Raw genomic sequence first — 11,919 nt, forward strand, 5'->3', positions numbered from 1 at the left:
ACGGCAAGGGCGTCGGCCACCTGAAGCATCAGCAAGAGGCGATGAGCGACGGGATCTACACCCTGCGTATTTCGGGGATCGATCACGACAACCCTACCAGCGCAAATCAGACGAGCGCGCAAACCACGCTCGCCGGCTCCAAGCTGAACACGGAGGCTCGCGAAGGTGAGATCTCCATCGTCGAAGCCCCCGACGGCCTGGACGCCCTCTACCTTCAGACGGATAGCAACAATGGGCGGCTGCGCCTGAACGTCGAGCACGATGCAGACCAGCGGGTCACCCTCGGCGACCTCGACGAGCTCAGCTTCGACTACTACATCGCCAGTTCGGACCGTACGGACGTGATTCCGGTCATCCGTCTGGCGATCGACGCCGACGGCGACCTGACCACCACGGCCGACCGCGGCGAGCTGGTCTTCGAGTATGCCTACCAGGGCCTCGGCGCGACGACGCAGGACGCCTGGCAGACAGCGGACCTCGTCGGCGGCGACTGGACCGCGTGGCAACGCTCCTTCGGCGTCAACCGCGACCAGATCGTCAATATGACTGAGTTCAGCGACTGGTCTGACGCCGACGGCTTCACTCCGGCCGGCGGGCTGCACTTCGACGCCGACAGCGTCATCCTCGGCTGGTCCGTGGCTCTCGGCTCCGGCAACGGCACGGCCGAGATCTACGTGCGCGACCTGACGGTCGGCGGCGTCAGCTACGAGTTCGTGGCCTGATGAACCGCTAGGCCCCGAGTTCCGCAGCGGCCAGGTCGCGCCAGACTCGGGCTTCGCGGCGGAACCGGCGATGGGTCTTGGAGAGGCGCTTGTCGAGCTCGGCGAGCGCCTCTTTCGCGTCCTGGGTGCGGCCGGTGCGGGCCATAAAGGCGGCGTAGCGGCCCAGGGCCTCGAAGCCGGTCAGGCGCTGGGCGGCCCAGCCGTAGGCGCTGTCGGCTTCGCGCAGGTGGCCGAGGCCCTCGTGGGCGCGGGCCATCGCCAAGGCTGCGGCGGGGGTGCGGCCGCGCTCGGCGTCCTGGCCGAGCCTCTCCAGCACCGCCAGGGCTTCCTCGTAGCGCGCCAGCTCGATCAGGGCGTTCGCCCGGCCGAGCAGCAGGGCCGGGTCGTCCTCGTGGATCCCATTGGCGGCCTGGCGGTAGAGCGCTTCGGCCTCCGCATGCTGGCCGAGCCCGGCCGCGGCAGCGGCGAGGCGGGCCTGGTTGGCGACGGTGGACGCTTCCTCGGCGGCCGCCTTGGCCAGCCGGTACTCGCGGGTGGGATCGAGCCTGGCGCGGGCCGCCTGCTCCAGCTCACGGGCGGCTGGGCCGCGCATCACGTCGGGCAGCAGCACCGCCAGCACGTAGACGACCCCGCCCAGCGGCTGGAAGGCGAGCACGATCCACAGCCAGTAGGTGGCCTGGCCGGTCCGCACCACATGCACCGCCAAGGCGATGGACATCGCCAGCGACAGGCCAATCAGAAGCGGCATGCATCCCCCCGCGCAACCGATGGGACACATTTGCAGCCAAGCCTTTAAGGGGCGTCAATCCCCTCGGGCAGCCTTGCGCGGGTCGGCCTTGTCCGCAGGGGCCAAGCGCATGACCTCGGCCTGGTACTTCTCGTCCTCGCCGAGCGCGAGAAGGGGCGCGGCGTCGGCGCACGCCTGGCAGAGGGCCTCGACCCAGGGCAGCTCCACCTTGTGGAAGTCCGACAGGACGTGGCCGTGCACCAGCTCCTTGTGGCCTGGGTGGCCCGTGCCGAGCCGCGCGCGGCGGAAGTCCTGGCCGACCTGGGCGGCGATGGAGCGCACGCCGTTGTTGCCGGCCGCCCCGCCGCCGGTCTTCATCCGGAAGCGGCCGGGCGCCAGGTCGATCTCGTCATAAAACACGACGAGATCCTTCGGCTCCAGCTTGTAGAACTTCAGCGCCTCGCCGACCGCTCGGCCGCTCTCGTTGTAGTAGGTCTGCGGCTTGAGGATCAGGGTGCGCACGGGCCTCAGCGGCGTCTCGATGACGCCTTCGCTGGCCAGGCTCTGGAAGCGCTGGCGCTCGGCGCCGAAACGCCAGCGCCGGGCGATCTCGTCGACCGCCCGGAAGCCTATGTTGTGCCGGTTGCCGGCGTAGCGCGGGCCGGGGTTGCCCAGCCCTGCGAGGATCAGCATGACGCCCCCCGAGGAAGGCGGCGGAAGGCTTAGCCTTCCGCGCCTTCGGCCGCGTCGCCCTCGGCGCTTTCGGCGTCTCCCTCCACCGCAGCGCTGGCGCCGCTGATGGTGGCGACCACGAAGTCACGGTCCATGGTGGTGGTGATGCCTTCCGGCAGCTCGAAGGCGGAGATGCGGATGGTGTCGCCGATGTCGAGGCCGGTCAGGTCGAAGACCAGCTCTTCGGGGATGCGGTCGGCCGGGCAGAGCAGCTCGACGTCGTGGCGCACCACGTTGAGGGTGCCGCCGCGCTTGATGCCGGGGGACTCTTCCTGGTTCTTGAAGTGCACCGGCACCGCGATCTTGATCTGCTGGTGCGCGTCGACCCGGTAGAGGTCGAAGTGCCACGGCTCATCGCTCACCGGGTGCATCTGCACGTCCTTGGCGATGACCGGCTGGGTCTCTTCCCCGTACTTCAGGGTGACGAGGTGGCCCAGCAGCTTGCCCGTGTAGAGCGCCTTGCGGAACTCGTTCGAGCGGATGGCGATGGCCACCGGCTGCTTGTCGCCGCCATAGAGGACGCCCGGCACTTTGCCCTCGCGACGGGCGGCGCGCGCGCCGCCGGTTCCGGTGCGCTCGCGCACTTCAACGTTCAATACGATCTCGGCCATGGCCTCGCCTCAAAACGAAACCGCCGCGCAAGAGCCGCGCGGCGTTGGTCCGGACCCCGCGGGGCCCGAAAGGTGCGGCTAGATACACGAGGGCGGCGCCCGTTGCAACGGGCGCCGCGCCTCGTGCGATCAGCTTGTTACGGCGCGGCCGAGGTCGCCGCCGCCGCCGGCGGCGAGGCGACCGGGACCGGCAGCTGGCCGGCGATCTTCAGCGGCTGGGTGGTGACGTCTACCGGGTCGGCCCCGCTCGCGCCGCGCACCAGGCAGCGCCCGGTGTCGATGAGCGCGTGCTGGCCCAGGCAGAAAACGTCCTCGTAGTGCGGCTTGGAGACCGCCAGGCACTGGTAGAGATTCAGCTTGGACATCGATAGGCACGAGCTGGCGCGCGGGTCGGCAAGGATCGCGTTCGCGTGGCCGAGGTACTCCTCGGTCCCGAAGCCCAGCGCCGCCAGGGCCGCGACCGCCAGGCTGCGGACCACCACCGAGGTGTAGGGCGGGCTGACCGGCTCGGCGGTCAGGGCCAGCGGAGCGGCGCCGACGGCTGCCTGTTGCAGCCGCAGGGTCTCGGCGGCTTCGCCGGCCAGCGGCGTGATCGAGAGGTTCTTCATCTGCGCCAGCCGCAGGTCGCGGTTCGGGACGTCGGCCTTGGACCAGGCGCTGCGCTGCACGTCGTAGGCGGCCTGCTTGACGGCCTTGCCGGTCGCGTAGAGCTGCCGCGCCTCGCCGCCGAGGGCGGTGACCACCAGACCGGCGGCGCTGTTCGCGCCGGGGATGGAGAGGACGTAGGTCGGGTCCTTCATGATCTCGTAGGCGACCTGCGTCCGGCGCTGGGTGTCGGTGGTGTAGGAGCGCACGCCGGCGACGAAGGCCTGATCCTGCAGCGCGGCGATTGCGCCATAGGCCATGGCGCCCCTCAGCAGTTGCTGCGGCTCGTACGCCGAGCCGGTCTTGAGCGCTTCCTGCACCTGCAGGCCGTCGGCGAAGGCGGGCGCGATGGCCGAAGCCCGCTGCATGTAGAGGCGATAGGCGCTGGCCTGCTCGATCAGCTGCGGAGCGAGCGAGACCGGCGGCGGGGGCGGCGGCGGCGGTGGCGGCGGCGGCTCCGACGCGCATCCGGCGAGGAGCGCAGAGAGGGCGACCGCCGCGCCGGCGATCGCCGCGCGAAACTTGGGCGTAAGCGTCATGAGGAGCCTTCCCCGAATACGAAGGGAAATGAGAGTGCGTGCGTGCTGGCGAGATTGTGTCGCGGCATGGTTAACGCATGTTCACCAGATCCGGCCGACACTAGCCGGATTGGACTAATCGAACAGCTTGGAAACCGACTCTTCGTTCGCGATGCGGCGGATAGCCTCGCCGATCAGTGGCGCGCAGCTGACCACCCGGATCTTTCCATCGACCGCCCGGTCGGCCGCATCGATGGAGTCGGTGATCACCAGCTCCTTCAGCACGGAGTCGCGCACGCGCTGCACTGCGGCGCCCGACAGCACCCCGTGGGTCACGTAGGCCGAGACCTCCACCGCGCCGGCGTCGACCAGCGACTGGGCCGCGCTGCACAGGGTGCCGGCGGAATCGACGATGTCGTCGAACATGATCAGCCGGCGGCCGGAGACGTCGCCGATGATGTTGGCGACCTCGCTCTTTCCCGGGCCCGAGCGGCGCTTGTCGACGATGGCCAGGTCGGCGTTCAGCCGGCTGGCCAGCGCCAGGGCGCGGACCACCCCGCCGACGTCCGGCGAGACGATGAGCAGTTCGCTGGGCTTGTCGTAGTGGCGCTTGATGTCGTCGGCCAGCAGCGGCGCGGCCAGCAGGTTGTCGGTGGGGATGTCGAAGAAGCCTTGGATCTGACCGGAGTGCAGATCCATCGTCAGCACCCGGTCGGCGCCGGCGCGGGTGATCAGGTTGGAGACCAGCTTGGCGGAAATGGGCGTGCGGCCGCCGGTCTTCCGGTCCTGGCGGGCGTAGCCGAAGTAGGGCAGCACGGCGGTGATCCGCTTGGCCGAGGCGCGCTTCAGCGCATCGATGCAGATCAACAGCTCCATCAGGTTGTCGTTCGCCGGGTAGCTGGTCGATTGCAGCACGAAGACGTCCTCGCCTCGGACGTTCTCGTCGATGGTCACCCACACTTCGTTGTCTGGGAACCGCTTCACCTGGGCCCGGGTCAGCGGGAGATCGAGATGGTCGGCCACGGACTGGGAGAGCAGTGGGTTGGAATTGCCGGCCAGCAGCTTCATCGGGCCCCCGTCGTCATCGCCGTTCGCGCGGGCTTGTAGCAGGCGCGCGGGGCTGGGCAAGCCTCAGGTCAGGGCGATGGCCGACAGCATGCGGCCGAAATCCGGCTCGCCGCGCTTGAACGCCCGGCGGTTGGAGAAGAACTGCGCCTCGTCCGGGACAGTGTCGTGGCCAGTCCAGGCGCAGGTTTCGACGCCGGCGGCGCGCAGGCGTGAGAGCACGAAGCCCGGAAGGTCGAACAGCCGCTTGTCGGCGCCCGCGCCGGGCTGGAAGAAGGCTTCGTGGGCAGGGTCCTTCGCCGTGAAGCTCTGCAGGAAGTCGAGGCCCACCTCGTAGGACTGCGGGCCGATGCACGGGCCGACGACTGCGACGATGCGTCCCGGCTCAGCGCCCAGCTCGAGCATCCGGGCCACCGCCGCCTCGGCGATGCCGGAGAGGGCGCCGCGCCAGCCGGCATGGGCGGCGGCCACTACCCCTGCCGTGGCGTCCGCCATCAGGATCGGGGCGCAGTCGGCGGCCAGCGCACCGCAGATCACGCTCGCGGCCCGGGTCACCACCGCATCCCCTTCAGGACGCGCGTCGCCGAACGCCTGCTCGGCGATCAGCGCGTCGGCGGAGTGGATCTGGTAGCAGGTGGAGAGAGCCTCGGGGCCAAGGCCGAAGTGGCCGGCGGCGCGCCGGCGGTTCTCCGCGACGGCGGCCGGAGCGTCGGCCGAGCCGACGCCGACGTTCAGGCTCTCGTAGATGCCGCTCGAGACCCCGCCCTGGCGGGTGAAGAAGGCGTGGCGCACGCCCGGCAGCTCGAGCAGCGGCGAGGTGATGGGGGAGAGGCTCATGCCGCCTCCTCGAACGCGGGAACGGGCCATCCGGGCGAGGCGATGGCCGCGGCCTTGAAGAGCTCGCCCATGCCCTCGGGCGAGGCCAGCCGGTCGCGCTGGCGGGCGAGCTCGGCGGCCCTGTCGGGGCGAGACCGGGCCAGCACGTCGCAGCGCTGATCGAGGCCCAGCCGGCGCAGGAACTCGCCCTGGCTGAGGATGTGGGTGGCAGAGCCCGCCTGCCGCGCCGCGGCCAGCACGGCCGGGAAGTCCGCATGGACCGTCAGGTCCGCGCCGCCCGGGCAGGCGAGAGGGGGCAGCTTCGCATGTCGCTTCAGCGCCTGCAGGGTGTCGCCGAACTCCGCCCGGTCGCGGCCGTAGTCGATCAGCAGCGCCGCGCCGCCGTCCCGGGCGATGCACTCGCCGAGCTCGGCGCCGACCGCCTCCTGGGCCAAGGAGCGTTCGAAGATGGCGCCTTCCGGGGCCGTCTCGGGCCCGGCGCCGGGCGATGGGGTCAGGCCGAAGGCGAGGCGGCCCTCGGCGTCGAGCCCGACCAGCCGCTCGGCCCAGCCCTGGGGCGTGCGCAGGTACTGGCGCACCGGCAGGCAGTCGAGGAGCTCGTTGGCGACCAGCAGCAGCGGCGCGCCGCCCGGCACGTCGGCGAGCGCCGTCGCCCACTTCGCTGCTATCGCTGCGTTCTCCAGCCGGAGCCGCTGCGCCTCGCGCAGGGGCGGCGAGACCTCCACCAGCCACAGGTCCGCGGCGGCGGCGAAGTCGGGGGCGAGGCGAGCCAGGCGCAGGATGTCGCTCATCAGCGTCCCATCGCCCGGGCCCATCTCCACCAGCCGGAACGGGGCGGGACGGCCGAGCCGCGCCCAGCATTCCACCAGCCAGGCGCCGATCAGCTCGCCGAACATCTGGCTGACCAGGGGCGCGGTGATGAAGTCGCCCTCCGCCCCTAGCGCCGGACGGGTCGCGTAATAGCCTTCCTGCGGGTCGTGCAGGCAGGCGGTCATGTACTGGGCGATGGTCATCGGCCCGCCCGCCCGGATCTGCGCCGCCAGCCGCTGCGCCAGCCTCATGAGGCGGCGGAGGGGGCGGGACTCGCGGCGGGCTCGGCCGGCACGGGCTCCTTCAGGCCGCGCCAGATCAGCCAGGCGCCCAGCGCCAGCATCGGCAGGGACAGGATCATGCCCATGGTCAGACCCAGCGGCAGGGCGGGGACATAGGCGTCCGGCTCGCGCACCGTCTCCACGGCGATGCGGACCACGCCGTAGCTGACCAGGAACATGCCGGCGACCACGCCGCGGCGGTTCAGCAGCTTGCGCCGCCCGTGCGTCGCCCAGCGCAGGATCAGGAACACCAGCACCCCTTCGAGCGCCGCCTCGTAGAGCTGGCTCGGGTGGCGCGGCACGCGCTCCGGATCGTTCGGGAAGATCATACCCCAGGGGGCCTCGGTGGGCCGGCCCCAGAGCTCGCCGTTGATGAAGTTGGCGATGCGGCCGAAGAACTGGCCGATCGGCTGGGCCGCCGCGACCAGGTCGGCGAGGCGGTAGAGGTCGAGCTTGGAGCGCAGCGAGAAGGCGATCATCGCCGCCGCCACCCCGATCACCCCGCCGTGGAAGCTCATGCCCCCGTTCCAGACGCGGACGATCTCCATCGGGTCGGTGAAGATGATGTCGGGGGTGTAGAAGAACACGTGGCCCAATCGGCCGCCGACGATGACGCCGAGGGTGATCCACAGCACCAGGTCGTCGATCTGGATGTCGGTTGCGGGCGGGCCCCGGCGCTCCCAGAGCTTGGGATTGCGCACGATGGTGACCACGTAGCGCCAGCCCAGCAGGATGCCGGCCACGTAGGCCAGGGCGTACCAGCGGATGGGGAACGGGCCGATCTGCAGGTCGCCCAGGGAAAAGCCCGGGATCTGGAAGATGACGGGGTCGATCTCTGGGAACGGCAACGGTCCGTGTCTCCTTGAGGGCTTCGCCTTGCGCCGGTTTAGACGCAAAGCCCTTCGCTTTCCTACCCTTCCGTCCCATATAGGAACACGCGAGGGCGCCGCGCGCGCCGCCTAGAGTGGTGAGATGCAGACCCAGAACCCTTTCCTTGACGAGATGGCGAAGCTGACGACGGCCGCCATGGGCATGGCCCAGGCCGCGACCGAGGAGGCCAAGGCCGCGTTCCGCGCGCAGGCCGACCGCATGGTCGCCGACCTCGATCTCGTCCGCCGCGACGAGTTCGACGCCCTGAAGGCCGAGATCGCCGCCCTGCGCGCCGAGATCGCCGCCCTCAAGGGCCAGGGCGTCCCGCAGGACTAAATTCACAGCTTCCGGCTCGCCCGCGACGCGAAGGCCCTGACGGGCGGGTTGCGAAGCAGACTAGTCTCGATCTCGGACGGCGATTCGGAGCCCTCCCTCGCTCGCGCCGGCCTGAAAGGACCCAGGGTCTCATGGATACCCAGCGCCCCGACGAAGACATCCTCATCGGCCCCGATCCGCTCGACGTCGTCGAGCATGTGCTCTCGGCCGAGAACCTTCAGTTCGACCGCACGGAAGACGGCGACCTCGCCTTCTGCCTGACCGGCGACTGGAAGGACTACGAGCTGTGGTTCGCCTGGCGGCCGGAGGCCGACTGCCTGCAGCTGTGCCTGTCGGTGGACCTGAAGGCCGACCCCGCCCAGCGCGCCGCCTACTTCGAGCTGGTGTCGATCATCAACCAGCGCCTGTGGATGGGCCACTTCGAAGTCTGGGACGACGGCGAGATCGTCTTCCGCCACGCCATGACCCTGATGACCGGCGAGCAGCCCTCGCTCGCCCAGGCCGCCGGGATGATCGACGTGGCGGTGGAGGCGGCCGACCGCTTCTACCCCGCCTTCAACTTCATGGTCCGCGGCGCCCGCTCGCCCGCGGAAGCCATGGCCGCCTGCATGTTCGAAACGGTGGGCGAAGCCTAGAGGCCCCACTCGCCCCCCGCCACACGATCTTCTAGGGTCCGCGCCGGATTTGCGGAGCGGACCCGATGACCACCCCTATTCTGATGCTGGGCGCCGGCCGGCTCGGCGGCGCGCTGATCGAGGGCTGGCGGCGCAGGGGCGCCTATTCGCCTTCCGACCTGATGATCCGCGACCCGCAACCGGGCCCGGCCGCGGAGGCCGCCGCGCGAGACGGGGCGCGGCTCAATCCGCCCGACGGAGAGCTGGCCCGGGCCAGGACGGTGCTGCTGGCGGTGAAGCCACAGATCTGGCGCGAGGCGGCCGTCGAGGTGACGCCGTGGCTGGCGTCAGGCGCAGTGATCGTCTCGGTGGCCGCGGGCGTCGCCACCGCCGACCTGGCCGTCGAGTTCGGCAAGCGGCCGGTGGCGCGGGTGATGCCGACCACCGCGGCCGCCATCGCCCGCTGCACGGCCAGCATCTTCTCCTCCGACCCGGAGGCGTTCGCCCGGGCCCACGCCCTGTTCGAGCCGCTGGGGACGGTCGTCGACCTGGCGGACGAGCGGCTGATGCATGCGGCGACTGCAGTGTCGGGGTCGTCGCCCGCCTACCTTTATGCCTTCGTCGAGGCGCTCGAAGCGGCGGGGGAGGCGGTGGGACTGGGGCCGGACGAGGCGCGCAAGCTGGCGCGGGCGACGCTCACCGGCGCGGCAGCGCTGCTGGCGGAGACCGGGGCCGACCCGGCGGAGCTGCGCAAGCAGGTGACCTCGCCCGGCGGGACGACGGCGGCCGCGCTAGAGGTGCTGACGGGCGAGGGCGGCCTCGGGCCGCTGCTGCGCGATGCGGTGGCGGCCGCGACCCGGCGGTCGAAGGAGCTGGGGGCTTAACCCGGCAACCTCACCACCGCCCGCAGTCCCCCCAGCGGCGACGGCCCCAGCTCGACATCCCCGCCGTGGCCGCGGGCGACGTCGCGGGCGATGGCGAGGCCCAGGCCCACGCCCTTCTCGTTCTGGTTTCGGGCTTCGTCCAGGCGGGAGAAGGCTTTGAAGGCCTCCTCGTACCGGTCGGGAGGGATGCCGGGACCGTCGTCGTCGACGACGATCTCGACGCCGCCGGCGGGGCGGGTGCGGGCGGCGACCTCCACGTGCTCGCCGTGCACGGCGGCGTTCATCACCAGGTTGGAGAGGGCGCGCTTCAGGGCGCTCGGCCGCACGGCCGCGGTGAGCTCCGGGTCGGCGGCGACGCGGACCTGGGCCCCGGCGCGCACCGCGCCTTCGCTGACCTCGTCGATCAGGCTGCGCAGGTGCACGGTCTCGACCGCCTCGCCGCCCTCGCCGCGGGCGAAGGCGAGGTATTCGTCAATCATGTGCTCCATCTCGGCCAGGTCGCGCTTCATCTCGGCCGTGCGGCTGTTGGGCTCCGCCAGCGCCAGCTCGAGCTTCAGCCGGGTCAGCGGCGTGCGCAGGTCGTGGCTGACCGAGGCTAGAAGGGCGGTGCGCTGGTCGATGTGGCGCTGAATGCGGCTCTTCATGGCCAGGAACGCGTGGGCCGCCTTGCGCACCTCGCGCGCCCCGTGCGGCTTGAAGCCGGCCTCGTCGAGCCCCCGGCCGAAGCTGTCGGCGGCGTCCGCCAGCCGCTCGATGGCCCGCACCTGGTTGCGGATGAACAGGATGGCGACGGCGGTCAGCAGGATGGTCGCGACGATCATCCACAGCAGGAAGATGTGGCCCTGGGTGGCGTAGGCGCGGTCGCGCGGGGCCAGGATCCGCAGCACCCCTTCGTCGACCTGCACGCGGATGTCGACGTAGGCCGGGTAGCGGGTGGTGTCGAACCAGAAGGGGGCGTCCAGCCGCTCCGACAGCGCCCGCTCGATGGAGCGGTCGAGCACGGCGAACAGGGCGTATCGCCGCCGCTCCGGCAGCGTGCGGCCCGGCTGCAGGGCGATGGAGAGGGACAACGACTCTTCGGCCCGGGTGGAGAGGCGGGCGAAGGCTGTGGGGCTGGGATCGTCCTGATAGCTCTCCACCGCCCAGGCGACGTCGCCCGCCAGGCCTTCGGAGAGGCGGCTGGTCACCGTCTCCCAGTGGGCGTCGAAGAACACCCAGGTGACCGCCACCTGCATCAGCGCCACCGGCAGGATGATGATCAGCAGCGAGCGGCCGAACAGGCTGGTGGGCAGCCGCCGCTTGATCCAGCGGGCGAGGATCCGGGCGGTCAGGCGCGGGCGCATCAGTCCGGGGCCAGCATGTAGCCGACCCCGCGCACGGTCTGCAGGTAGCGCGGCGCCTTCGGGTCCGCCTCGATCTTGCGGCGCAGGCGGGTCACTTGGACGTCCACAGCCCGGCCGGACGGGTCGACGGTGTCCCTGGCCAGCTCCAGGCGGTCGACCGGTTCGTGCGGGGAGCGGGCGAGGGTGCGCAGCAACTGCTGCTCGCCCTCGGTGAGTCGGATGAGTTCGCCCTCGCAGCTGAGCTCGCCGCGGGAGAGGTCGAACTGGCAGCGGCCGAGCGACAGGGCCCCCTGCGGCGTCGGCCGGTCGCCGGAGCGGCGCAGGATGGCCTGGATGCGCAGCAGCAGCTCCTCCGGCTCGAAGGGCTTGGGCAGGTAGTCGTCGGCGCCGAGCTTCAGCCCCTCGATGCGGTCCTCCGGGAGGCCCCGGGCGGTCAGCATCAGCACCGGCGTGCGTCCCGCCGGCCCGCTGCGCTCGCGCAGCCAGCGGGTGAGGGAGAAGCCGTCCTCGCCCGGCATCATCACGTCGAACACCGCCAGGTCGAAGTCCAGGGTCTCCATCAGCTTGCGGGCCGCCGCGCCGCCGGAGGCGGTGGTCACCCGGTAGCCCTCGCGCGCCAGGTACTGCTTGAGGAGCTCGCGGATCCGGTCGTCGTCGTCGACGACGATCAGGTGACGGCGGGCTTTCCGGTCGATTTCGGCGAGGCTCATGAACAACTTAGATAGCCCGATTGCGGCTCGTCGGCGATGGCCGCGGCGGATCGGCGCGCAGAGCCTATTGCTTTGCCAGCATGGCTGCAGGCTGTAAGGGAACCTCGCTGAAAGGAGGCTTCCCCCTCATGTCTATCGTTCCCTTTGACGACCGCGACGGATGGATCTGGCTGGACGGCCAGTTCGTGCCCTGGCGCGAGGCGAAGGTGCACGT

At 70.9% G+C, this 11,919-nt stretch carries 15 protein-coding genes; 5 read left to right on the plus strand and 10 right to left on the minus strand.

The window, feature by feature from the left end:
• The coding region (locus VHK87_RS01950; RefSeq protein WP_329633211.1) for a hypothetical protein at positions 1-722 on the plus strand (722 nt) is incomplete at its 5' end.
• A gap of 7 nt (positions 723-729) precedes the next feature.
• On the opposite strand, the gene VHK87_RS01955 is transcribed toward VHK87_RS01950, so the two are convergent.
• From VHK87_RS01955 to lgt, 8 genes are all read right to left on the minus strand, one after another.
• Positions 730-1,470 carry a hypothetical protein gene (locus tag VHK87_RS01955; RefSeq protein ID WP_329633212.1) on the minus strand — a complete coding sequence of 247 codons (741 nt, stop codon included), beginning with the start codon at positions 1,468-1,470 and terminating at the stop codon, positions 730-732.
• Between the two features lie 54 nt (positions 1,471-1,524).
• The gene (gene pth, locus VHK87_RS01960; RefSeq protein WP_329633213.1) at positions 1,525-2,142 is read right to left on the minus strand and encodes an aminoacyl-tRNA hydrolase; all 618 of its coding nucleotides are present in this window, start codon (positions 2,140-2,142) and stop codon (positions 1,525-1,527) included.
• A gap of 29 nt (positions 2,143-2,171) precedes the next feature.
• Positions 2,172-2,792 (minus strand): 50S ribosomal protein L25/general stress protein Ctc, encoded by a 621-nt coding sequence (locus VHK87_RS01965; RefSeq protein WP_329633214.1) that lies wholly within the window; start codon positions 2,790-2,792, stop codon positions 2,172-2,174.
• A 137-nt stretch (positions 2,793-2,929) separates the two neighbouring features.
• A complete protein-coding gene (locus tag VHK87_RS01970; protein WP_329633215.1) occupies positions 2,930-3,976 on the minus strand; it encodes a hypothetical protein in 1,047 nt (348 codons plus the stop codon).
• Positions 3,977-4,090: 114 nt separating this feature from the next.
• Positions 4,091-5,023 carry a ribose-phosphate pyrophosphokinase gene (locus VHK87_RS01975; protein ID WP_329633216.1) on the minus strand — a complete coding sequence of 311 codons (933 nt, stop codon included), beginning with the start codon at positions 5,021-5,023 and terminating at the stop codon, positions 4,091-4,093.
• 63 nt (positions 5,024-5,086) lie between these two features.
• Positions 5,087-5,857: a peptidoglycan editing factor PgeF gene (pgeF, locus tag VHK87_RS01980; RefSeq protein ID WP_329633217.1), complete on the minus strand. Its 771-nt coding sequence runs from the start codon at positions 5,855-5,857 to the stop codon at positions 5,087-5,089.
• Positions 5,854-6,918, minus strand: coding sequence for a class I SAM-dependent methyltransferase (locus VHK87_RS01985; RefSeq protein ID WP_329633218.1), 1,065 nt, complete (start codon positions 6,916-6,918; stop codon positions 5,854-5,856). The genes pgeF and VHK87_RS01985 overlap by 4 nt, the downstream gene beginning before the upstream one ends.
• A complete protein-coding gene (gene lgt / locus VHK87_RS01990) occupies positions 6,915-7,796 on the minus strand; it encodes a prolipoprotein diacylglyceryl transferase (RefSeq protein ID WP_414694094.1) in 882 nt (293 codons plus the stop codon). The genes VHK87_RS01985 and lgt overlap by 4 nt, the downstream gene beginning before the upstream one ends.
• 124 nt (positions 7,797-7,920) lie before the next feature.
• On the opposite strand from lgt, the gene VHK87_RS01995 reads away from it, so the two are divergent.
• The 3 genes from VHK87_RS01995 to proC all read left to right on the plus strand — a co-directional run bounded on the left by VHK87_RS01995 (position 7,921) and on the right by proC (position 9,652).
• On the plus strand, positions 7,921-8,154 hold the full coding sequence (locus tag VHK87_RS01995) for an accessory factor UbiK family protein (RefSeq protein ID WP_329633219.1): 234 nt from the start codon (positions 7,921-7,923) through the stop codon (positions 8,152-8,154).
• Positions 8,155-8,285: 131 nt separating this feature from the next.
• The gene (locus VHK87_RS02000; protein WP_329633220.1) at positions 8,286-8,789 is read left to right on the plus strand and encodes a YbjN domain-containing protein; all 504 of its coding nucleotides are present in this window, start codon (positions 8,286-8,288) and stop codon (positions 8,787-8,789) included.
• Positions 8,790-8,854: 65 nt separating this feature from the next.
• Positions 8,855-9,652: a pyrroline-5-carboxylate reductase gene (gene proC, locus VHK87_RS02005; protein ID WP_329633221.1), complete on the plus strand. Its 798-nt coding sequence runs from the start codon at positions 8,855-8,857 to the stop codon at positions 9,650-9,652.
• Here proC and VHK87_RS02010 read toward each other — a convergent pair.
• Both VHK87_RS02010 and VHK87_RS02015 read right to left on the minus strand, forming a co-directional pair.
• The gene (locus tag VHK87_RS02010) at positions 9,649-10,995 is read right to left on the minus strand and encodes an ATP-binding protein (protein WP_329633222.1); all 1,347 of its coding nucleotides are present in this window, start codon (positions 10,993-10,995) and stop codon (positions 9,649-9,651) included. The two genes, proC and VHK87_RS02010, sit on opposite strands and share 4 nt — an antisense overlap.
• Positions 10,995-11,705 carry a response regulator transcription factor gene (locus VHK87_RS02015; protein WP_329633223.1) on the minus strand — a complete coding sequence of 237 codons (711 nt, stop codon included), beginning with the start codon at positions 11,703-11,705 and terminating at the stop codon, positions 10,995-10,997. The genes VHK87_RS02010 and VHK87_RS02015 overlap by 1 nt, the downstream gene beginning before the upstream one ends.
• 80 nt (positions 11,706-11,785) lie before the next feature.
• Here VHK87_RS02015 and VHK87_RS02020 point away from each other — a divergent pair.
• Positions 11,786-11,919 (plus strand): hypothetical protein (locus VHK87_RS02020; RefSeq protein WP_329633225.1); only part of this gene is annotated, 134 nt, incomplete at its 3' end.

The organism is Phenylobacterium sp., from assembly GCF_036263695.1.
Lineage (GTDB): Bacteria > Pseudomonadota > Alphaproteobacteria > Caulobacterales > Caulobacteraceae > Phenylobacterium.

Bases quoted from the DNA above. Each gene is read 5' to 3' on its own strand.
- VHK87_RS01955 (WP_329633212.1), bottom strand. From the start codon at position 1,470: ATGCCGCTTCTGATTGGCCTGTCGCTGGCGATGTCCATCGCCTTGGCG.
- pth (WP_329633213.1), bottom strand. From the start codon at position 2,142: ATGCTGATCCTCGCAGGGCTGGGCAACCCCGGCCCGCGCTACGCCGGC.
- VHK87_RS01965 (WP_329633214.1), bottom strand. From the start codon at position 2,792: ATGGCCGAGATCGTATTGAACGTTGAAGTGCGCGAGCGCACCGGAACC.
- VHK87_RS01970 (WP_329633215.1), bottom strand. From the start codon at position 3,976: ATGACGCTTACGCCCAAGTTTCGCGCGGCGATCGCCGGCGCGGCGGTC.
- VHK87_RS01975 (WP_329633216.1), bottom strand. From the start codon at position 5,023: ATGAAGCTGCTGGCCGGCAATTCCAACCCACTGCTCTCCCAGTCCGTG.
- pgeF (WP_329633217.1), bottom strand. From the start codon at position 5,857: ATGAGCCTCTCCCCCATCACCTCGCCGCTGCTCGAGCTGCCGGGCGTG.
- VHK87_RS01985 (WP_329633218.1), bottom strand. From the start codon at position 6,918: ATGAGGCTGGCGCAGCGGCTGGCGGCGCAGATCCGGGCGGGCGGGCCG.
- VHK87_RS01995 (WP_329633219.1), top strand. From the start codon at position 7,921: ATGCAGACCCAGAACCCTTTCCTTGACGAGATGGCGAAGCTGACGACG.
- VHK87_RS02000 (WP_329633220.1), top strand. From the start codon at position 8,286: ATGGATACCCAGCGCCCCGACGAAGACATCCTCATCGGCCCCGATCCG.
- proC (WP_329633221.1), top strand. From the start codon at position 8,855: ATGACCACCCCTATTCTGATGCTGGGCGCCGGCCGGCTCGGCGGCGCG.
- VHK87_RS02010 (WP_329633222.1), bottom strand. From the start codon at position 10,995: ATGCGCCCGCGCCTGACCGCCCGGATCCTCGCCCGCTGGATCAAGCGG.
- VHK87_RS02015 (WP_329633223.1), bottom strand. From the start codon at position 11,705: ATGAGCCTCGCCGAAATCGACCGGAAAGCCCGCCGTCACCTGATCGTC.